Here is a 22,134-nt window from a genome sequence, read left to right as displayed (position 1 = left end):
TACTCTAGCTTTTTTCAATCATTATTAAAAATCTATGAATTGATAAGGTGAACAGCCATTCTCATTTGCATATATGCCATACCCGAAAAGTATTAAGAAGAATACTAGTACTGAATGGAGAAACAACTTTTGTTTTTTAAAATTTAGATAATAAATTATAAACCCTAAACAAAATATATTGAAAAATAAAAAATAGTTATTTAACCTGGCTATGACCAAAATATGTGAAAATGCATTATATAAAATTATACCAATTAAGGCAAGATTATAATAGGGCAAATAGTTCTTGTTAAATTTTATTAACGTATTGTAATAGGATAATATAAAGAAGCCAATAGCAACTCTGATCAAATACCCCAAAGTTAGCCCACCAACTTCATCAGGATTCATAGATTCTGCAAACCCACTATAATCAATTTGGGAGCCGGATAAAATTTCAGAAATATAGGAAATATCAATAAAAAGCGATAAAGGTATAAAATGTAAAATTAAACTTACAACGAAAGCTATATACCAGAAGTAATGTGATAATTTAATACGATCGATTACGAAATATAAGGGAAAAAATAAAAACAGACTTTTATGCATAAGACCTCCCATAAAAATAATACCTAAAAAATGGAAAATTTTTCTTTCTTGAATATACATTACAGCTATAGCTAAGGCACTCATAGCAACTGCTTGTCTAACCCCATTAAATGAAAAGAAAAAGAAACCGTAAGTAATGTAAAAGAAAACTCCTAAATACAAGAGATGCTTGTAGTTCTTTAAACTATAAAAAAGAAGAAAATAAGTAATGATAGCGGAAACCGTAAAATATGACCAAACTTCAAGATTAAGATCGTTGAGGAAATTAACCAAGGTAGTATATCCATATTCCAATTCCATTCCTATAGATTGGTCCAAGTAAGGACGTTCATCGTAATAAAAGGTATAACCAACATAATCTTGCCCAACGTTATACCTAAGACCTGCAATTAATACCATAACCAAAAAGGCTATAAATACAAAGAGTCTCTGACCCTTATCATTTTTTTTAAGCGCTTTGTTGCTATAGCCTATTTTTATTAAACCAACACTAATAAATAGGGTTGAAAAATAAATACTATATGTAAAAAAGTCTGCCATTATTTTTGTCTAAATAGGGTTGGTTTTATAATATTACTTTTTTTGATTTAACTTCTTTGATTGGATTTTAAAATATAATTTTTTAGGTTTAAAGCAATATTGGCCCATGTAGAATTTGATTGTGTATTCCGTATTAATTGAGAATCCCATTTTGTCAAATTATTGGAGATTTCTACTAAAGCTCCGCAAAAAGCTTCTGGGGTATCTTTGCAAAGAACACCGTTATCAGCGTTGATTATTTTTTTATTTTCTTGGGTTTGCGTAGCTATGCAGACCATACCGGCATTAATATATTCATAGGTTTTGGTAGGGGGCTGGCAATCGTAGTATTCCGTAATAGGAATATAAGAAACACCTACATTACAATTATCGAAAAAGTATTGTGATTCTCCATGGGTTTTCCTACCATGAAAGACAACTTTGTTTTGTAACCCTGTATCTTCTATGGCTTTATTAATTATGTTTTCACATGCCTCAGTCCCGTACCCTACAATATCATAGCATAAGTTAATGTTATTTGCATTAAATTTATCTAAAAACAACTTTAGGCCTAAAATGCTCTGGTGAATATTTCGCCCATCCAAGGTGCCAATATAAAATAGCTTCAGGCTCTTAAATGACTTGTTTTGGGTAGAAAGAATATCAGAACCCAAGGGTAGAATAAAAACATTCTTCATTTTCAATTTTAACTTTAAGGCAAGACTCTCTGAAATAACCGATATCTTCCTGAAGAAAAACGATTCATAACGGATCAAATTATTGGTGATAATTCTATTTTTCCTGGAGAGGTTAATACTTCCGGTTCTAATATCCAGAATTATATTTTTATTCGGTGACAGAACTTTAAAAAGTGAAACTAATGGAAAATATACGGCAAAAACAAAATCAATTTTTTCAGATTTAATAATGTTTAGGCAGGTCTTTATGAAATTTATGCCCTTTGATACATAGGACCCATCCCAAGGCACATAAATAACTTCAATTCCTGTCTCTTTAATTTTTGGGTAGCCATAATCAAAACAAATGTACGTTATATAAAAATCTTGCTTTAAATACTGGCAATGCTTATAACCGTCTATATGGTACCCGAACTGAATTGTGTTGATATAGAGTAATGTGAATTTCATTTTTTAATATTGTAAGCAAATAAAGTTATTTTTGGTTGAAAATTGTCATTGTAATTCTCTAAATTAAAATCAGTTAATATTTTGAATTACTTTAATAGTGTCATAAAATTTAATAATTACCCAGGCCTAGAGTTGCTATACTGTTCTAATTGATTTAAACCAAGGCATAGGTAAAAGTTTATTACTTAACCACCATACTGCTAGAAATGTTATTATGGAAATAATAGTATTGGCTTGAACTGCTCCAATTGTTCCGTTGTAACTGATAAATAAGTAGCTTAAACCAATATGTAATCCCCCAATTATTAAGGTAACATAACTTAGGTAAATTGTTTTTTGAGTATAAAAGATAAATTTAACGACCACGGAGTACATTCCGTAAAAAGCAAATCCAAAAGCAAACCAGGTAATATATTTTTGAGATTCTATAAATTCCTTCCCCAAAAAAATCTCCACAATGTAAGGAGCGGTTAGACTAAGGCCAGAGGCTAATAATAGTAAACCAAGAAAATAAAAGTAACCGTATTTCACCAGTACTTTTTTTTGAGATAAGGTTATGTCCTTTAATTTTTCAAATAAAAATGGGGAATAGGCTCTATCAAACGCTGTGGTCAGGACCATAATTACCGAGGCAATTTGAAAGCCTACGGTATATAGTCCTGTGGCAGTTGTGGAAACTAACATGGTCAAAAATACCCTATCAATCCCTGTCCGTACCCAAGTACTTAGGGCATGTGGCAAAAGAGGGACACCAAATTTTAAAGCATCTTTTAAATAGGCTTTGTTCAACTTTAATTTCAAAAAGTCACGTTTGACCATTATTGAAAAGCTTAAAAAACCAAATAGAATGGCTGCTACTGAGGCAGCAATTAGCCTTCCTTCCCATCCCATACCCAACCCAACAATTAAAATAAGGGATAGCGTTAAATTAAATATGGTCTGTGTAATTTGGTAAATACCTAAGGGGATAGGTTTATGTTCCGATTGCCAAAGAATTAGATTTATAGTGGTAAAAAGTGTAAGACATGTAACAAAAACTCCTATAATTAACCACTCTGGGGGCAATTCCAATAAATTGGAAATATAAGAGTGAAATATTAAAATGGAAACTAAAACTAAACTGGTAGTCACTGAAACTATTACCAATACATTGGCTATATAGATCTTTAACTCTTCCTTTGTTAATTTAAAAAATTTAACACTAATGGCACCGTGCATTTCCAATGATATAAATACTCCTAATATTGAAGTAAATACGGTAAACATGGATATTATGCCATAATCCGAAGGTGTCAAATAACGGGTCAATACTGGTAATAGCACAAAGGGAACCAACTTGTTTAAGATGTCGGCTACCGTATATATACTTGCGTTTTTAATGAATCTACTTTTAAGTATTCCCCTCATCAATAAATTGGTTAATAAAATATTTATTATATTGAATTTTGCCTATGCCATTCTTCCGACACTATCAGGCTCCATAAATAAAGGGATCTGTCCCTTTTTCCGGAATGGTGTTCCTTTAAAAGTTTTGATACAAATTCATAATTCAACCCCCTATTTTCAACGCTTTCTTTTGAAAGGTATGTTGAAACAAACCCTTTCAAATCATCTTTTAACCACATGCCCATAGGAGGATTTAATCCTAATTTTGGCTTGTTGATTATGGCTTCCGGCACTTTTCCACTTAATAGTTTTTTCATTAGATATTTGGTCTGCCCGTTCTTAATTCGATAACCTGAGGAAATAGAGGTCATAAATTCCACAATCCGGTGATCAATTAGCGGAACCCTTACTTCAAAACTATTGGCCATGCTCATAACATCCCCATAGTACAAAAGGTTATTGACCAAAAAGGTTTTTAAATCAGTAATCGAAGTTTTAATAAGAAGGTCGTTGGTTGGAATGGATTTGAAGACCTCCGAAACTATCTTATGAAAATCTTGTTGCACCATAAAAAGTTCATTGATTTCCTTAACAGAAAAATAGCCTACCCAATCCTCGTACATTTCATTCAAAGGCTTGGTCAAGGAATTAACAAAAGTCTTTATTCGCCTAAATTTATGATTTCCAGAAGTGTCCTCAGAGATTATTTTGAAAAAAGGATTTAAGACTTTCCAAAATATTCTGGGAACAAACTTGATCCTATTATATAACAGCGCTGCTTCATATCTGGGATAACCACCAAAAATCTCGTCCCCACCGTCACCTGCCAAAGCTACTGTTGCATATTTTTTGGTTTCCCGGGTAAGTTCATGGATCAAAATGGCTGTAGGATTGCCAAAGGGTTCATCAAAATGACTTACCATTTTGGGCAATAAGTCCGCTACATTGGGGTGAATTATAATTTCGTGATGATTGGTGTTGAAATACGTTGCCATTTTTTTGGCATCACTGGTCTCATCATATTTATCTGCCCCTGCAAACCCTAATGTAAAGGTGTTTATGGGTTTGTTACTGTTTTTGGACATATAGTACAAAATGGCTGATGAATCTATACCTCCGGATAGGAAGGAACCTAGTTCTACGTCTGCAATCATTCTCAGTTGCACTGCATTATTTAATAGATCATCCAGTTCCTCAAGAAGTTTTTCTTCTTTGGTGGTGGTTTTTGATCCGATGAAATCTATGGGGTCCCAGTATTTTGTAATTTTTAATTCACCTTTTTGGTAAAAAAAATAATGTGCGGGTTCCAGTTTTTTTACTTCCCGGTAAACGGAGTTCGGAGAGGGTACATATAGATAGCGTAAATACTGACCAATGGCTTCCTTGTTCAGGGTTAGTCCGTTGACCAATTCCTTAATTACCTTGATTTCAGAGGCAAAGGCAAACTGTCTGCCCTGATGGTAATAAACTAAAGGTTTGATTCCCAATCTGTCACGAGCCCCAAATAAAGTATCATTTTTTATATCATAAATGGTAAAGGCAAACATACCTATAAAATCTTCCAGGCATTTTTCCTTTTTTTCAATATAATTGTAGAGGATAACCTCTGTATCGGAGTTGGTTCTGAAAGCATATTTACTTTCCAAATTTTTCCGTATTTCCTTATAGTTGTACACTTCCCCATTAAACACAATTACGCAATTGCCACAAGCGGAAATAAAAGGTTGATTTGCTTCTGTGGTGAGGTCTATAATAGAAAGTCGATTATGTCCCAACGAAAAGGATCCATAAGAATGTGAAGATGAATTATCAGGACCTCTATAGTCTGCGATACTTAAATAGTTTGATCCTGCCGGAGCCTCAAAATTAAAACCTATTATTCCGCACATATTACAATTTCATATTTATTAGGTTTACCTCTTTAAAATTTGATCATACGCTGATCTGTTATCCTTGGATAACCCCTTATACTAAGAATTAATCTGAAGTATTATACATATTGGTTTATATAAATTTGTCATGGAATAGGGTAACCCTTAATTTATAAACGGCCGTGTGCTTTTTGCCCTAAAATACCTTTTACATCGTAAACAATGGTATTCCCATATTTTAAAGGCTCCAGATCCAAGTGTATAAATTGCTGGTGTGCTACGGTAAGGACAATGGCGTCAAACGGTCCGATCGGTAGGCTTTGTGAGGTGGCAAGACCATACTCCAGCAGCACTTCTTCTGGTTTGGCCCAAGGATCATAAATGGTTAGCTCAGTCCCAAAGTCCTTTAATTGCCCCACAATATCCACTACTTTTGTATTTCTTACGTCCGGGCAATTTTCCTTAAAGGTAATGCCCAAAACCAGTATCTTGGCACCTTTAATTTTTTTATCTGCCTTAACCAAGAGTTTTATTACCTCATTGGCCACATATATTCCCATGGAATCATTTATACGCCTACCCGCTAAAATAATTTCCGGATGATAGCCCAGCTCCTGTGCCTTTTGGGCCAAATAATAGGGATCTACGCCTATGCAATGTCCGCCTACCAAACCGGGCCTAAAAGGCAAAAAATTCCACTTTGTCCCTGCGGCCTTCAAAACCGCCTGGGTATCCAAATCCATTAGGTTGAATATTTTGGCCAATTCATTAACAAAGGCAATATTAATGTCCCGTTGCGAATTTTCAATCACTTTTGATGCCTCCGCCACCTTTATACTTGGTGCCAAATGGGTGCCCGCCACAATTACCGATTTGTACAGGTCGTCTATCAGTTTACCAATTTCCGGGGTAGACCCAGATGTTACCTTTAAGATTTTTTCTACGGTATGTTCCTTATCCCCAGGATTTATTCTTTCAGGGGAATACCCGGCATAAAAATCCACATTGAATTTAAGTCCCGAGATTTGCTCCAGAACGGGGATACATTCTTCTTCCGTTGCCCCAGGGTACACGGTAGATTCATAGATTACTATATCGCCCTTTTTTAAGACTTGTCCCACTTTTTTATTGGCTTGGTACAATGGTGTTAAATTAGGGCGATTATTTTTGTCCACCGGGGTGGGAACGGTAACAATATAGATATTACAGTCCGCAATATCTTCCACATTGTTGGAACAAAATAAACCTATTCTTTTTTCTGGATATTCTTCTTCCGTTCCTAAGGAGGAAACTTCCATCATGGCATTTGCCAATAGGTGTTTTGGCGATGGTACAAGAACTTTTTGCAACAACTCCTCGGAAACTTCCAGAGTCTGGTCTTGGCCTTTGTTAAGGGCTGCTATTCTCTCTTCGTTAATATCAAAGCCTATTACCGGAAATTTGGTAGCAAACAGTCGTGCCAAGGGCAAACCTACATACCCTAAACCTATGACTCCTATTTTATATTCTGACATGATTATATTCTCTTTATTCGTTTTATCCAAATTGGAATGCACCAAATAGTTATATTTTTCTATTATATCCAAAAACCCATGAAATTAAATGTCGGATAATTGTTAGTATATAATTAGCTTAGGAAATTATTTATCCTAGATCTAATTTGGGACCATTTTATAGGTTTGGGCCTAATCAATTTTAATTTGCCCTGCTTACGGACAAACAGCCAGGGCGAAACATATAGTAAAGGGACCACTACTATAATTATATAGAGTTGCACATTGATATATAGATCCTGGATTAAAACGGCCAGTTCAATTATAATACTGTTCAATACCACTACAAATAAGGAGGCCTGTTTATGGGTAATGCCCAAGTCTATTAGTCTATGGTGTATATGATTGCGGTCCGCGCTAAACGGACTTCTTTTTTGTGAAATTCGAATGGCAAATACCCTTAGGGTATCCAAAAGGGGGTAGGATAATATGGCCATGGCCATTATAGGTGCTTTAATGTTGGTGACCGGATTGTCTATTATGGAGTTGTAGGATAAAAACCCAACGGCCTGAAAAGCCAATAAAAAGCCTATGAACATGGAGCCTGAATCTCCCATAAAAATTTTACGGTAGGGGGAGAGGTTGTACCTTAGGAATCCTAACAATGCCCCGATAAGCACAAAGGAAATAAGTACAAAAAGATATCTTTCGTTTATGAAAAAAAAAATACCAAAAGATAGGCTGGAAAGTAAGGCCACAGATCCTGCCAGACCATCCAAGCCATCAATTAGATTATAGGCGTTGATAATCAACAGAAATACAAAAAGTGTAAAGATTATCGATATATAATTGGGCAGTTCCCCCAATCCAAAAATACCTTCAAAACTAGTAATTCTTAGATCGGCCAATACAATTACCATAAGGGAGGCCGCCATTTGTACCATAAATTTCTTTTTTGGGGCCAAACCAAAAAGATCGTCCTTAACTCCTAAAAACATCAACATCATGGTGGCCGACATAAGGGATACCAGCTGTATTAGATCGGGTTTGGCAAGGTCCGCCATTAAACCGAGAAAAGCAATGGAAAGGGAAAAGGCAATGAAGAGTCCGACCCCACCCAAAGTAGGTGTTTTTGAGGTGTGCATGCTGCGATCCCCTGGCTCATCCATAAGGTTTTTAGAGCGTACGGCATAGATGATTACAGGATACATCCTATAACATAGGAGAAGTGGAATAAATATGGATACAATCCCTAAAAAATAGAGATTGGAAAATAATTCATACAGATATGCCATATTCCTTATTTAAGGCATAAGCGATTAGTTGTTTAATAGTACATAATACATGTACTACTTTATACCGCTTTATTAGGGGGAAATCCAAAGCGACAAAAAGTAATATTCAGGATTCAAAAATTCACCCATTTTGGCAAATGATTCAATGGGTAAAACTATTGATTATAATTTGGTATTAAATTATTTTATCGTTTAAGAACCATTTATTGCTATAAATGACAAGTATTCCCTAATTTGAAAATGTGATAATTTGAAAATGGGTTAATTTGATAATGGGTTAATGGGGAAATGTATCAATGTATTAATTTGAAAATGGGGTGGTTTGGAAATTTGATAATGGGTTAATTTGGAAATGTATCAATTTGATAATGAGTTAATTTAGGAAGCAATAAGCAATATGCCAATAGCCATAAGCTAAATTGTCAGTCAAACCATCAAGATTGAACTTTGAACCTGAAACCTTGAACAAAAAATGCTGCCTAGTTTCTAGATTCCAGACTCTAAATTCCCACTACTCATTTCTCACTACTAAATTCTATTCCAACCCATAGAACTCCACCGCGTTCCGGCCCATAATGGCCTGCTGCTCGACATCGCTGAGGCTGGCAATGAAATTGGAGGTCAGGTCCCTTACCTGGGTGTAGGTGCCGGCCACCAAACAAACAGGCCAATCGGACCCGTACATGCAGCGCTCAGGACCAAAGGCTTCAAGGGTTAAAAGCATATACGGATGTATCTGTTCCGGGGTCCAGTTCATAAAATCGGCCTCCGTGATCATTCCCGATATTTTACAATATACATTTTCGTGCTGGGCCACTTCTTTCATCATGGCCGCCCAACCATCATAAAAACCATCCTTTATATAGGGTTTGGCAATATGGTCGATGACGAATTTCTGGTTGGGGAATTTTTTTACAAATTCCAGGGTAGCTCCCAACTGGTGTGGAAAGATAAGGATGTCATAGACGGCGCCGTACTGTTCCAATTTGGAGATGCCCCTTAGGAAGTCTGGCCGCAATAAAAAATTATGGTCTGCCTCTTCCTGCACAATATGTCGGTATCCCTTTAAATGTTTGTCCTTGGCATATTTTTCCAGTTCTTGATCCACCTCGGCACTTCTTAGATCTACCCAGCCTACCACGCCTTTAATAAAAGCGTTGTTGTGGGCCAGCTCCAAAAGGAAATCGGTTTCCGCCAAAGTCTGGTCCGCCTGTACGGCCACACAGCCGTCCACTCCGTTTTTGGCATAGACGGGTTTAAGGTCCGAGGGCAAAAAATCCCTACGGATTACCCGCATATGATCGTTGATCCATGAATGCTTTACAGGGTTGTAGTTCCAGAAATGTTGATGGGAATCTATAATCATGTTAGAAGGTTTAATGTTATAAAGTTATAAAGTTATAAAGTTTTCTCGTTTTATTGGTCTTAGGTTAGGGTTTAAAACCCTACAATTTATTGCAGTATTTTTGTGATGCGAAAAAATATAAATCTTAGACCTTTACATGTTTTTAATCCGTTTGAAAAATAGAGGGACTTTTAGTCCCTTGTCAAACAAACCTCTGCACTTTCAGTGCAGAGTTGTTTCGTTTTTTACCTCTCCTAGGGAGAGCCTGCCCCGCGAATTCTGTGGGGGTCAGAACTGCTAAAAGCAGTTCTAGGTGAGGCCCCGGTTATAGGGAAATCCCCCTTTTCCAAGGAATGAAGTCGTTTTGCTCCAATCTAACCGCTGCGGGAATTTTATTTCCGCTGGCGACTTCTATGATATAGTCCAACAATTCCTCTCCCTTGGTCTGTATGGTATCTTCCCCGGTAATGATAGTTCCTGTGTTGAAATCGATAATATCCTTCATGCGTTCGCTCAAGGCGTTGTTGCTAGACATTTTAATGACCGGGGCCACGGGATTTCCGGTAGGGGTGCCCAGACCCGTGGTAAAGGCAATAACATTACATCCGGATCCTGCCAGACCAGTGGTGCTTTCCACATCGTTGCCCGGGGTACAGAGAAGGTTCAAACCATTTTTGGTTACCCTTTCCGTATAGTCCAGCACATCCTGCACTAAAGAGGTACCTCCTTTTTTTGCCGCTCCGGCCGATTTCATGGCGTCCGTGATGAGTCCGTCCTTAATATTTCCGGGCGATGGATTGTTTTCAAAGCCGGAGCCTATGGAGACCGCTTTGGCGGAATAGGCCCGCATGATACCGGCAAATTTTTCTGCACTTTCCGGTGTTTCGCAACGGTTGATGAGTTCCTGTTCCACCCCGTTTAGTTCGGGGAATTCGGAAAGCACTGTAGCCCCTCCCAAGGCCACTATAAGATCGGAAGCATAACCGAGGGCGGGATTGGCGGATATACCGGAAAACCCGTCCGACCCTCCACATTCCAAGCCCAACACCAACTTGCTAAGGGGAGCGGGCCGGCGTTCTACCTTATTGGCTTCTATAAGGCCCAAAAAGGTTCTCTTTACGGCTTCCTCAATAAAATGGCGTTCGCTCTTGCTTTTTTGTTGTTCCAAAATATGCAGGGGTTTGGAAAAATGGGGATCACGTTTGGCAATGGCAGCTTCCAAAATTTTCACCTCTGCGTTCTGGCAGCCTAGACTTAGAATGGTAGCTCCCGCAACGTTGGGATTGGTAATATAACCTGCCAAAAGGTTACAGAGGGTATCCGAATCCCCTCGGTCACAGCCGCAGCCTCCGTCATGGGTAAGGAACTTAATGCCGTCCACATTGGGGAAGGTCCGGTTCTGTTTAATGTCTTCGGCCGTTTTAATGATGGGCGAGGCCATTAGGTCCTCCGCACTGGCCCCTTTCTTGTACTGGGAAACCAAAACTTCGGTATCTATGATGTAGTCTTGGGCTGTTTCATAGCCCAAGGCATTCAAGAGGGTATTGCGGAGTACATTTACATTTCTATTTTCACAGAATACCATTGGGATAACCAGCCAATGGTTGGCGGTTCCTACACTGCCGTCTGCACGGTGGTACCCATTAAAAGTGCTGTTCTTCCATTTCGAAATGTCCGGAGCCACCCAGTGCGATTGTTGCTCCCCAACATTGTAATCTGAGGAGGCATGTACCACATTGTCTATAGTGATGCCTTCTCCTTGGGGAATGGGCCGGGTAGCTTTGCCGATTAGGGTGCCGTACATGATAATGGGGTCGCCCACCTTGAAATCATGGAGGGCGAATTTATGCTTGGCGGCAAGATTGTTCTTAAGGGGAAAGGATTTCCCTTCAAAGTTTATTATAAAATCTTTTTTCATATCCTGCAAAGCGGCAAGGATATTGTCATTTGGATGTATCTGCAAAAAGTTTTTGGACATGGTGGAATGCGCTTAATATTAAAATTCTATAGTGGCTTTTATGACTCCGGTAGCGGGTTTTAGCCAGCTATCAAAATGTTCTTTCATTTGGGTAAAATGGACGTTGTGGGTAATGAACGAATCTGTGGGAAACTGGTCCAATAGGGCAATGACCCGTTCAAAATCGGTTATGGTGGCATTTCTGCTGCACATCAGGGTGGTTTCCTTGGCGTGGATGGCCGGATGGGTGAAGGTCAGTTCCCCTTTGGAAAGCCCTACCAAAATATATCTTCCGCCGTGCGACATATAGGAGGGTCCCTGTTCCAGGGCACCTCTGTGGCCCGAGGCATCGAATACGGCCGTGGCCATATCGCCCTTGGTGATCTCCGAAATCTGCCTTACGGGGTCTTCGGTGACATTTACTATATGGTCTACCCCGATCTTTTCCTTGGCATACCGTAGTCGGTCCAAGTTCATATCCAGGGCAATGACCTTGGCCCCTTCCATCTGGGCCAATTTCATGATACCGATACCAATGGGGCCACAGCCTACTACCACTACGGTTTCCCCGGGAACAATCTGTGCCCTGCGAATGGAATGTGCCGCTATGGCCAAAGGCTCTACAATGGCCATCTGCTCGTTGTTCAGGTGTTTGGCGGGCAAAAGGATGTTTATCGGCACCGTGATCTGCTCCTGCATGCCCCCATCCGTATGTATGCCTAAAACCTGGATCTGGGTACAGCAATTGGTCTTGCCGTTCCTACAGGCTACACAGTGGCCACAGCTTAGGTAGGGCATGATCACTACATTGTCGCCCGCCTCAATGCCCTTATCGTTTTCGTCGATCTCCAGCACAGTGGTGGCCAGTTCATGGCCCAGTATCCTTGGATAGGTAAAAAAGGCTTGGTTCCCGGTATAGGCGTGCAGGTCGGTACCACAGATGCCCACCTTGTTCACTTTAAGTAGTGCTTCCCCCTTTTTTCTGATCGGGGCTTCTTTTTCCTTTAACTGAAAGTCCCCAGGTTCCTCACAAACAATATATTTCATGCGCTTTATTCTTTTATTTTTTATGGTTGATGTGGTTGATCATTATCAAATTTTATAGCGATTGCATGAAAATGCAATAGTTAAAATGGCCATATGGTTCAAGGGTGTAATTTAGCCAAAAAGATTTAATAAGTGTTGAAAGTTGAAAGTTGAAGGTTCAAAGTTCAGAGTACATTTCTAATGTCAAATATCTAACTTCTATCTAACGTCTCGCATATTTACACTCCCAATATTTTAATCCTTGACACACAATATTTATCTTTTGCAATAATAATAGTTCTTCCAAGAAAAAAAAAGTAATAATGGGATTGATAAGTATAGGGTATGTTTATTACAGATTATGGCAAAAACGGTATTGATAAATTGGAAAAGGGTAATATTGGATTTATAATTGATAAATTTTATGTATTGTGTTTCTTTATCTTTGGAAGCGCGTTTTGCCCCGATAAACCAATCCCTTTTATACACCTTTTATCGGTTTTGTAAATTGATCAAAGCTTGAGGTAAATCGAAGAATTTAAACTTTTAATTTAAAAAATTATTGACTATATATGAAACCAATTGTACAAATTTCCCTGGACCTGACCAATATAGATGAAGCTTTGGAAACTGCTGCCATGGCCTTGCGTGCAGGGGTGGATTGGCTGGAAGCAGGGACCCCGCTTATTCTGGCGGAAGGTTTGCACGGAGTTCGAAAATTAAGGGAGGCCTTTCCCTTAATCCCTATAGTAGCCGATCTCAAGACTATGGATGGCGGATATTTGGAGGCCGAAATGATGGCGAAGGCAGGGGCCACCCATGTGGTGGTAATGGCCAGGGCACATGCAGAAACCATAAAGGTGGTAGTACAGGCGGGCAAAGATTACGGGGTAAAGGTAATGGGGGATAATTTAGGATGTCCGGATATGGTGGAAGGGGCCAAATGGTTGGAAGACCTTGGCTGTGATTATATAATACACCATATAGGTTATGACGAACGGCGTGGAATTGCTGCCCAGGGCTTAAAAATGCCGAGCCCAATGGATCAATTACGGGAGGTAGTCAATGCCGTTAGGGTACCGGTACAGGCCGTAGGGGGACTTACCTTGGAACAGGCCATACGCTGCCCGGAATATGGAGCGCCAATGGTGGTGTTGGGAGCACCCTTGACCATAGATGCCGATTCCTTTAGGACAGCCGATGGTGACCTGGAAAGTTCATTGCGACTTATTTGTCAAAAGATCCATGCTTACGGGGAAGTATCAAGATAACGAACATTAAAATATAAAGAATTATACAAATGGGTTCAATAGGAGTAGTAAATTTCTCGTCCAAACAAGGAAGTGTAGAAATAAGGGAAATAGAAAAACCGACCATAGGGGAAGATGATATTTTGTTGGAGGTTGCCAATGTCGGAGTTTGTGGAAGCGATCTCCATCAATGGACAGCGGACCATAGTTGGCATGTGAATTATCCAGTGGTACTGGGCCACGAGTTTGGGGGCCATGTGGTGGCATTGGGAAAAAGAGTGAGCGGTTGGAAGGAAGGCGATAGGGTAGTAAGTGAAACCGCCGCCGTTATCGATCCCAATAGCCCACTTAGCAGACAGGGACTTTATAACCTTGACCCTACAAGAAAGGGGTTTGGCTATGGTGTAAATGGTGCCATGACACGTTTTGTAAAGGTGCCCGCCAGATGTCTGCATACGGTGCCTGAAAACTTGCCTTTTGAGCAGGCCTGTTTAACGGAGCCCTGTTCGGTGGCCTATAGTGCCGTTGTGGCGAATTCCAAAATTAAACCAGGGGATCGGGTCATAGTTTTAGGTCCGGGAACCATAGGGATCCTATGTGCAGCCATGGCGCGTTTGTGTGGAGCGGAAGTGGCCATAGTTGGATTGGAATCGGATAGGGAAAGATTGAGCATTGCCAAGCAATACGGATGTGAGGGCATTATAGGGGATGCAAGTGACTGGGCCAACAAACAGGATGGTTTGGGCGCGGATTGTATTATAGATGCCGCCGGGGCAAGTGCTACCTTAAAAATAGCTTTACAGCTGGTGCGTCCCAACGGACATATTACCAAGGTAGGGTGGGGGCCACAACCGCTCAACTTTTCTTTGGATCCCTTAGTTCAAAAGAATGTGACCCTTCAAGGTAGCTTTAGCCATAATTGGCCGATCTGGGAAAAGGTACTGTCCCTATTGGCTTCGGGTACCTTGGATGTAAAGCCCATTATTGGTGGGGTCTGGGAATTGAAGGACTGGCACGAGGCGTTTGAACAAATGCATTCCGGTAAGGTGGTGAAAAGTGTGTTAAAACCCAATTAATGCCTATGCGCTTAAAAGACAAGGTAGTAATAATAACCGGTGGGTATACCGGTATAGGCAAGGCCATAGCCAAGCGTTCGGTAGCGGAAGGTGCCAAGGTAGTGGTCAACGGATTGGAGGAAGACCTAGGTTTGGCCCTGGTGGGGGAACTGGGGGAGGATAACGCGGCCCATATTACCATGGATATAACAGGGGAAAGCACCCCTGGATTATTGGTAAATAAGGCCATAGCCAAATTTGGGCAGTTGAATGCCATCGTGAACAACGCGGCCTATATTGCTTCTTCCAATATTAGGACGACCCAAGAACCGTTTATTAGGAGAATGCTGGCCGTTAATTCCATTGCGCCCCTGATGATCATCCAAGCGGCATTACCTCATTTATCCAAGGTTCGCGGTTGTGTGCTTAATATAGGCTCCATCAATGCGTGGGGCGGAGAACCGGATCTATTGGCATATAGCATGTCCAAAGGGGCTTTGATGACCTTGACAAGAAATCTGGGCGATAGTCTATTTAGGGAAAACGGAGTACGGGTAAATCAGATCAACCCGGGTTGGGTACTCACGGAAAAGGAAATCTTGAACAAGAAAGAACAAGGAATGAGAGCGGACTGGTATAAGGACATTCCCGATATTTTTGCTCCGGCACAACGTATTTTTACCCCCGAAGAAATAGCCTCAGCTTGTCTTTATTGGCTTTCCGATGAATGCGGGCCTGTAAGTTCTCAAGTGATGGATTTGGAACAGTTCCCTATAATAGGGCGAAATCTCCCAAAGAATTGGGAAGGTTCACATAAAAAGAAATAATTGATCAATACTAAAAGAATTAAGATTTGCCACAATTAGCCGTATTTCCCAAAGCATTTATGCAGGAACTTTGTAAGGATGGAACTATGAAGGTTTCCGAATGGATAAACCTGGCCGTTGAATTGGAAGTAGACGGATTGGAATGGTACGCCGGATTTTTGGAGATGGCAGACAGATCCAACTGGGCCATTTTTAGGGAACAAGTGGAGCGTCATGGAAAAACAATACCCATGCTTTGCTGTTCCCCGGATTTTACGCATCCTGATGCCGATTTTCGGAACAATGAAATTAAAAAACAAATAGGGTGGATAGAAATGACCCATGCCCTGGGCGGTTCCTATTGTAGGGTATTGTCAGGACAACGCCGTCCTGAATTGACTATTGAAGAAGGGGTCGGTTTTGCTGCGGATTGCATAAAGGCATGTCTTCCTGTTGCGGAAAAGTTGGGCGTTACCTTAATATTGGAAAACCACTATAAGGACGATTTTTGGGAGTATCCCGAATTTGCCCAACAGATGGACATTTTTTGCAAGTTGGTAGATCGTATCCACCACCCCAATTTTGGGGTCAATTACGATCCCAGCAATACCTTTTTGGCCGGGGAGGATCCCTTGGAACTCCTATACCGGGTGTCCGATAGGGTAGTGACCATGCATGCCAGCGACCGCTACCTGAAGGAAGGAACTATTGAGGACCTTCGTAAGGAGGAGGGCGGTGCCATGGGCTATGCCAAAAGACTTAGCCATGGTGAGATAGGCAAGGGGCTGAATGATTATGACGCCATTTTTAAGGAACTGAAAAGGGTCGGTTTTGATGGTTGGATCAGTATTGAGGACGGTGTGGACGGTATGGACCAATTGGAACGTAGTGTAGCCTTCTTGAGAAAGAAAGTAAAGGAGTATTGGCCAGATTTTAAATAGTGGAACCCATAGCCTTAAATGTTAAAAGTCATCAATAAGCTTTACAAAAGTCTATTGGTGACTTTTGTTTGTTTGGGGAAAGGTTCTTTAACAAGAAAAGGATCCTTCATTGGGAGCTTAGGCGACGAAGTTTATTGCTAATTGTTCACTTTTAATTGATTCAGACACTCAAAACTGTTCAGTGAAGACTGTTTACTTTAAAACCCACCCCTAACCTCTCGCTAAAAAGCGGGACAGGCCTGCTTGCCGAAGGTGTGCCCGTATTGATGTTTACATTTTCATTTTCTTTGCTCGCCCAAAGAAAACGAAACAAAAGAAAAGGCGCCTTCACCGAGGAATTTTTTCGACAACGGGGTCGAAAAACCATGTGCGAAACTCCGCGTCGTCCCTTGTGGGGACTCCTGATTTCGGAGCTTTCGCGCACTATTCTGCGGTTAAGGACTTTTGGCTGCGCCGCTATTATTAATTTTCATTATTGACTACCCATTACTCAACTGTCCACTGATTACTGTTCACTGACTACAGTTCACTGATAATTGGCCATTGCTAATTGTACATTGAATGGGCCACCGCCCACCAAAAACCCACCCCTAACCTCCCGCTAAAAAGCGGGACAGGCTCTTCCAAGAGGGGAATAGTTTTTTACAGAGCTTGCGGGGTTGACCGTTCAGTCTGTGCGCTCTAGGCTCTAGATTCTCACTTCTCCTTCTGAACTTTCAACTTTATAACTTTCAACTGAAGAAACTGCCCATTGTTTACTGCCCACTAATTATAGCCCCTTACATCCCCAATATCCAAAGTAATTGGGCCAATGCTGTGCTGGCCGGGCAAAAATGCACCACTTGCCGTGACCTGCCAGGCATCCCAACCCACTTCAATTCCACCTATGGGGATAATACTTACCCACATTTTGAAAGTGATGGGGAAGCCGTTCGGTTGTAATATCCATAGATAGGAATCACCGGGAGTGTCCCCACCACTGGTGTAGGTGACCAATAACCCTTCGTTCCCATCCTTTAAGGATACAATGCTTCTTTCGGTACCGGGATCAAAAACTTTGAAAGGGGCAACCAGCCAAAAAGAGTCATTGTTGAAAAAGGACCTGGCCTTCTTAATAAGTTTTTCCCTTGCGGTACCCAACACCGCTTCCTTGTCTTTGGTGACCGAACTTCTTGTGGGTTCGTTTAGATCCAGATGTACTTGATAGTCGCTCCAAGCAATAAATACCGTATCAATATCCTTATCCCAACGATAATGGTGTTTTTCATTGGCAAAGGACCATTCCAGGAAACGCGTGCCCTTGTAGGCTTCATAATTGAGGGCCGTTAACATTTTCATGGCCAGCTCATCTGCATTTTTGCCCCTGGTTCCCTTGGGTAGCGGCTCGTTGTACATAGCATATAGGATACCGGCCAAGACCAGCAGCAACAGCAATGCCCCAAACACTATTTTACCTATTTTTTTGAGCATTTTTAATTTTCTCATTTGTTAATATCCAACAGCTGTATCATCTCCACGTCTGTCGGCACCGCCTTCCAGTTTTCCGTTGGGCAATATCTTAATTGCATCTACCTGGCCTATGACAGGGGTGTTTTCTTCATTAATGATGTATCCCTTGCTTTTTAAAGTGGTGAGTAAGTGCTTCTCAAATCCTTCAGGTTCAAAAATAATGGCATCTGGCAGCCATTGATGGTGAAAGCGGGGAGCGTTTACCGCGTCCTGCATACTCATATTATATTCGTAACAATTTAGAATGGTCTGGGCCACGGCCGTTATTATGGTAGATCCTCCAGGAGTCCCCACCACCATCCATAATGTTCCATTTTTTTCCACAATGGTCGGTGTCATACTGCTTAGCATCCGTTTTTCAGCGGCAATTTTATTGGCCTCGGCACCCACCAGGCCGAACATATTGGGCACCCCTGGCTTGGCACTAAAATCGTCCATTTCATTATTTAGAAAAAACCCGAGTTCATCCGAGTATAGCTTGGAGCCATAACCTCCGTTAATGGTAGTTGTGGCAGCAATGGCATTTCCAAAAGAATCTACAATGGAGTAATGGGTGGTTTCATAGCTTTCCACTATTTGTATGTCCCCATGGGACACGTCAGAGGATTTGGAAGCTTTATCAAAAGAAAAATTTTGCATTCTTTCTTGTAGGTATTGTTCCGACAAAAGCTTCTTTATAGGGATTTCCACAAAATCCGGATCTCCCAGAAAGTAGTTTCTATCGGCATAGGCCCTTCTGGCGGCCTCCGTAAACAATTGAATGGATTTGACCGAATTGTGCCCATAACTGGAAAGGTCGTAAGGTTCCATCATCTTAAAAATTTGATTTATCGTAAACCCGCCACTGCTGGGAGGGCCCATGGATATAATTTTTAGATCCTTATAATCGAAGGTAAAGGGAGACCTCCATTTTGCCTCATATTTTCCAAGATCTTCCATTGTTATATAACCGCCTTTGGACTGGATAAAATTGGCCAATTTTTCTGCAACCTCCCCTTTGTAAAATCCGTCTTTGCCCTTTTCGGAAATTTTTTGGAGGGTTTTCGCCAAAGCGGGGTATTTTATGGAATCGCCCAACTTGTAAACAGTGGCAAAAAAGGTACTGTCACTATTCACCTCCATAAAAATATCACGATAGTGCTCCAGTCTTAGGGCCTGTTTTTTGGTTACGACAACTCCTTTTTTGGCCAGATCGATAACTGGAGCCATGATTTCCTTTAAGGGAAGGGATCCAAATTTTTCGTGGACGGCAATTACACCGGCTACAGTGCCGGGAACGCCTACAGAGGTTGCCCCCAAAGTACTCTTATCTGGAATTACATTTCCCAAGGTATCCAGGTACATATCCGCATGCGCTGCCAAAGGCGCTTTTTCACGGTAGTCCAAAGCCCCTATATCCCCATTGGCTTTCCTATATACCATAAAGCCCCCGCCTCCAATATTTCCGGCATAGGGGTAGGCTACGGCAAGGGCCAGTTCCGTCGCAATCATTGCATCGAAGGCATTACCTCCCTTTTGAAGGATGTCCGATCCAATCTTTGAGGCCTCGGCCCTTGCAGACACTACCATGGCGTTGTCCGTTACTAGTCCCGTGGGAATGGGAGCGGGTTCGTTCCTGCAACCGATAAACAGGATTGTTCCAAGAAGTAAACCGGTAAAACGGATCATGGGCAATATTTTTTTCAAAAAGATAGTCATATTCCGATTAAAAGAAAAAATTAACAAACCATAGGATTAAAAATTATGGATGCTCCCTTTAGTCCCGAAAGCTATCGCGAGGGGGTAAAACCGATTTTCCAAATAACCCAGTTTTGTCATGTACTTATCAAGGAGATATATTTCTGCTTGGAAAAAGCGATCAGTTCTTCGAAAAAATTAGTGAATTCCTTTTCAAAATCGATATAATGTTCCTCTAGGTCCAAAATGGCAAAATTCATTTTGGACTTATTTTGTGTCCGTCTGTTCATCCCGTTCAGTACCCTGGATATTCCATCCATTTTGGCATAATTCAATATCCAATTATCGGCAATCATATAGGGCATCATGCGTTTTACCCCTATGGGGAGTATATCGTAATGGTTTTCCAAGAGATCGTAAAAATTGTTTACAAAGTGGGGCAGTGGGGTATCGGCGTAATCCGACCAATTCTTGGCAAGAAAGTGATCATAGTAAATATCTACGATTACACCACTATAATGACTATAATTTTCATGCAGACGCTTTGTACTTTGCCTCACTATGGGGTGTTTGTCCGTATATGTATCAATGGCACGGTGCAGTACAATTCCCTTTTGAACTTTTTCGGGAAGGTGCTTGTACTTATTGCCCCGTATACTGTCCGCTATAAAGTTTCCGATAGTTATCCCTTCGTCTTCAAAAGAAAGATATAGGTGCGCTAAAAAATTCATTTACCCTTGCTGAAGTTTATTAGGGTCGAATTTACAACTTAGCGGCATAGGATTTAAACCTAACCTTTTATATTTGTAAAAATTTATATATAAAATATGACTTTAATAAAATCCATTTCAGGAATACGGGGTACCATTGGGGGTAGGCCAGGAGATAATTTAACGCCTATTGATGCGGTTAAATTTGCGGCTGCTTACGGCGTTTGGCTGAAAGAATACTCCAAAAAGGAAAAACTAAGGGTGGTCATTGGGCGAGACGCCCGACTTTCCGGGGAAATGATCCAGAACTTGGTAGTAGCTACCCTTGTAGGCTTGGGAATAGATGTAGTGGACCTGGACCTGTCCACAACACCGACCGTAGAAATAGCGGTTCCTTTGGAAAAGGCAGATGGGGGTATTATCCTCACCGCCAGCCATAATCCAAAGCAATGGAACGCCTTAAAACTTTTAAATGAAAAAGGCGAATTTTTGGATGCTGCCCAAGGGGCAAAAATATTGGAAATTGCAGAACAGGAAGCCTTTAATTTCTCGGAGGTAGATGAACTGGGGACCGTCAATAGGAACGATTCCTATATCGATATCCATATAGATGAGGTATTAAACCTTTCCTTAGTGGACGCAGATGTTATAAGGGCGGCCAAGTTTAAGGTAGTGGTAGACGGCGTAAACTCTACGGGTGGAATTGCTATACCTAAACTTTTAAAGGAATTGGGAGTGGAAGTGGTAGAGCTGTATTGTGATCCTACCGGGCATTTTCCCCATAACCCCGAACCTCTTAAAGAACATTTAGGGGATATATGTGAATTGGTAGTAGGGGAAAAGGCCGATTTTGGAATCGTTGTAGATCCAGATGTGGATCGTTTGGCCTTTATTACCGATGAGGGAGAAATGTTTGGGGAGGAGTATACTTTGGTGGCCTGTGCAGATTATGTGTTGGGAAAAACCAAGGGAAATACCGTTTCCAACCTATCCTCATCCAGGGCTTTAAAGGATATATCCGAAAAACACGGGGGTACCTATGAAGCTGCAGCCGTAGGCGAAGTAAACGTGGTTGCCAAAATGAAGGCCAACAAGGCCATTATAGGCGGCGAGGGCAACGGGGGCATTATTTATCCTGAAAGCCATTACGGAAGGGACTCCCTGGTGGGAACCGCCTTGTTTTTAATGTTGATGGCGGAAAGGGGAGGTACGGTAAGTGCGCTTAAAGCTGGTTACCCTACTTATTTTATGAGCAAAAAGAAGATCGAACTTACTCCCGGTCTGGATGTTGACGGGATTCTGGTAGCTATGGCGGAGAAATATAAAAATGAGGAAATTTCTACTATAGACGGGGTGAAGATCGATTTTCCCGAAAATTGGGTACACTTGCGCAAATCCAATACCGAACCAATTATCAGAATCTACACGGAAGCCAAGAGTCAGGCCGAAGCCGATGGTTTGGCCGATAGAATAATAGGTGAGATTAAAATGGTAGCCGGAATATAAAGAGGAGTTGAACAAGGGTCGGGGATATTATATTTTCGGCCTTAATTTTTAA

General features: G+C 41.0%; 17 protein-coding genes. 5 read left to right on the top strand and 12 right to left on the bottom strand.

Annotation, left to right across the window (positions count from 1 at the left end):
• Positions 1-24: 24 nt before the first annotated feature.
• The 9 genes from D0S24_RS06965 to D0S24_RS06925 all read right to left on the bottom strand — a co-directional run bounded on the left by D0S24_RS06965 (position 25) and on the right by D0S24_RS06925 (position 12,649).
• Positions 25-1,128 (bottom strand): EpsG family protein, encoded by a 1,104-nt coding sequence (locus D0S24_RS06965; RefSeq protein WP_117019118.1) that lies wholly within the window; start codon positions 1,126-1,128, stop codon positions 25-27.
• 47 nt (positions 1,129-1,175) lie between these two features.
• Positions 1,176-1,805 (bottom strand): glycosyltransferase, encoded by a 630-nt coding sequence (locus D0S24_RS21050; protein ID WP_181938042.1) that lies wholly within the window; start codon positions 1,803-1,805, stop codon positions 1,176-1,178.
• A 585-nt stretch (positions 1,806-2,390) separates the two neighbouring features.
• Entirely contained in the window at positions 2,391-3,662 is a 1,272-nt protein-coding gene (locus tag D0S24_RS06955; protein ID WP_117019116.1) for an oligosaccharide flippase family protein, read from the bottom strand.
• A gap of 26 nt (positions 3,663-3,688) precedes the next feature.
• Entirely contained in the window at positions 3,689-5,530 is a 1,842-nt protein-coding gene (gene asnB, locus D0S24_RS06950; RefSeq protein ID WP_117019115.1) for an asparagine synthase (glutamine-hydrolyzing), read from the bottom strand.
• A gap of 152 nt (positions 5,531-5,682) precedes the next feature.
• Positions 5,683-7,026, bottom strand: a complete 1,344-nt coding sequence (locus D0S24_RS06945; RefSeq protein ID WP_117019351.1) for a nucleotide sugar dehydrogenase — start codon at positions 7,024-7,026, stop codon at positions 5,683-5,685.
• A gap of 113 nt (positions 7,027-7,139) precedes the next feature.
• Positions 7,140-8,300, bottom strand: coding sequence for an MraY family glycosyltransferase (locus D0S24_RS06940; RefSeq protein WP_117019114.1), 1,161 nt, complete (start codon positions 8,298-8,300; stop codon positions 7,140-7,142).
• Between the two features lie 535 nt (positions 8,301-8,835).
• Positions 8,836-9,666 carry an amidohydrolase gene (locus D0S24_RS06935; RefSeq protein WP_117019113.1) on the bottom strand — a complete coding sequence of 277 codons (831 nt, stop codon included), beginning with the start codon at positions 9,664-9,666 and terminating at the stop codon, positions 8,836-8,838.
• Positions 9,667-9,970: 304 nt separating this feature from the next.
• Positions 9,971-11,623, bottom strand: a complete 1,653-nt coding sequence (locus D0S24_RS06930) for a UxaA family hydrolase (RefSeq protein ID WP_117019112.1) — start codon at positions 11,621-11,623, stop codon at positions 9,971-9,973.
• Between the two features lie 18 nt (positions 11,624-11,641).
• Positions 11,642-12,649, bottom strand: a complete 1,008-nt coding sequence (locus D0S24_RS06925; protein ID WP_117019111.1) for a zinc-binding alcohol dehydrogenase family protein — start codon at positions 12,647-12,649, stop codon at positions 11,642-11,644.
• Between the two features lie 551 nt (positions 12,650-13,200).
• Between D0S24_RS06925 and D0S24_RS06920 the strand changes: the two genes are divergently transcribed.
• From D0S24_RS06920 to D0S24_RS06905, 4 genes are read left to right on the top strand one after another with little or no spacing between them, the layout of a single operon-like run.
• Entirely contained in the window at positions 13,201-13,899 is a 699-nt protein-coding gene (locus D0S24_RS06920) for an orotidine 5'-phosphate decarboxylase / HUMPS family protein (RefSeq protein ID WP_117019110.1), read from the top strand.
• 29 nt (positions 13,900-13,928) lie between these two features.
• Positions 13,929-14,954, top strand: a complete 1,026-nt coding sequence (locus D0S24_RS06915) for a zinc-binding dehydrogenase (protein ID WP_117019109.1) — start codon at positions 13,929-13,931, stop codon at positions 14,952-14,954.
• The gene (locus tag D0S24_RS06910; RefSeq protein ID WP_258922821.1) at positions 14,954-15,760 is read left to right on the top strand and encodes an SDR family NAD(P)-dependent oxidoreductase; all 807 of its coding nucleotides are present in this window, start codon (positions 14,954-14,956) and stop codon (positions 15,758-15,760) included. Before D0S24_RS06915 ends, D0S24_RS06910 begins: the two co-directional genes overlap by 1 nt.
• A gap of 26 nt (positions 15,761-15,786) precedes the next feature.
• Positions 15,787-16,680, top strand: coding sequence for a sugar phosphate isomerase/epimerase (locus D0S24_RS06905; RefSeq protein ID WP_117019108.1), 894 nt, complete (start codon positions 15,787-15,789; stop codon positions 16,678-16,680).
• Positions 16,681-17,445: 765 nt separating this feature from the next.
• Here D0S24_RS06905 and D0S24_RS06900 read toward each other — a convergent pair.
• From D0S24_RS06900 to D0S24_RS06890, 3 genes are all read right to left on the bottom strand, one after another.
• The gene (locus D0S24_RS06900; RefSeq protein ID WP_251795737.1) at positions 17,446-18,165 is read right to left on the bottom strand and encodes a hypothetical protein; all 720 of its coding nucleotides are present in this window, start codon (positions 18,163-18,165) and stop codon (positions 17,446-17,448) included.
• Between the two features lie 3 nt (positions 18,166-18,168).
• A complete protein-coding gene (gene ggt, locus D0S24_RS06895) occupies positions 18,169-19,857 on the bottom strand; it encodes a gamma-glutamyltransferase (RefSeq protein ID WP_181938041.1) in 1,689 nt (562 codons plus the stop codon).
• Between the two features lie 146 nt (positions 19,858-20,003).
• The gene (locus D0S24_RS06890) at positions 20,004-20,597 is read right to left on the bottom strand and encodes an ACP phosphodiesterase (protein WP_117019107.1); all 594 of its coding nucleotides are present in this window, start codon (positions 20,595-20,597) and stop codon (positions 20,004-20,006) included.
• Between the two features lie 96 nt (positions 20,598-20,693).
• Here D0S24_RS06890 and glmM point away from each other — a divergent pair, with 96 nt between their 5' ends.
• The gene (glmM, locus tag D0S24_RS06885; RefSeq protein WP_117019106.1) at positions 20,694-22,082 is read left to right on the top strand and encodes a phosphoglucosamine mutase; all 1,389 of its coding nucleotides are present in this window, start codon (positions 20,694-20,696) and stop codon (positions 22,080-22,082) included.
• Positions 22,083-22,134: the final 52 nt, after the last annotated feature.

Source organism: Arenibacter sp. P308M17 (assembly GCF_003426735.1).
Lineage (GTDB): Bacteria > Bacteroidota > Bacteroidia > Flavobacteriales > Flavobacteriaceae > Arenibacter.
The sequence above is the reverse complement of the archived record's forward strand: the minus strand, read 5'-3'. Positions and strand labels throughout refer to the sequence as shown.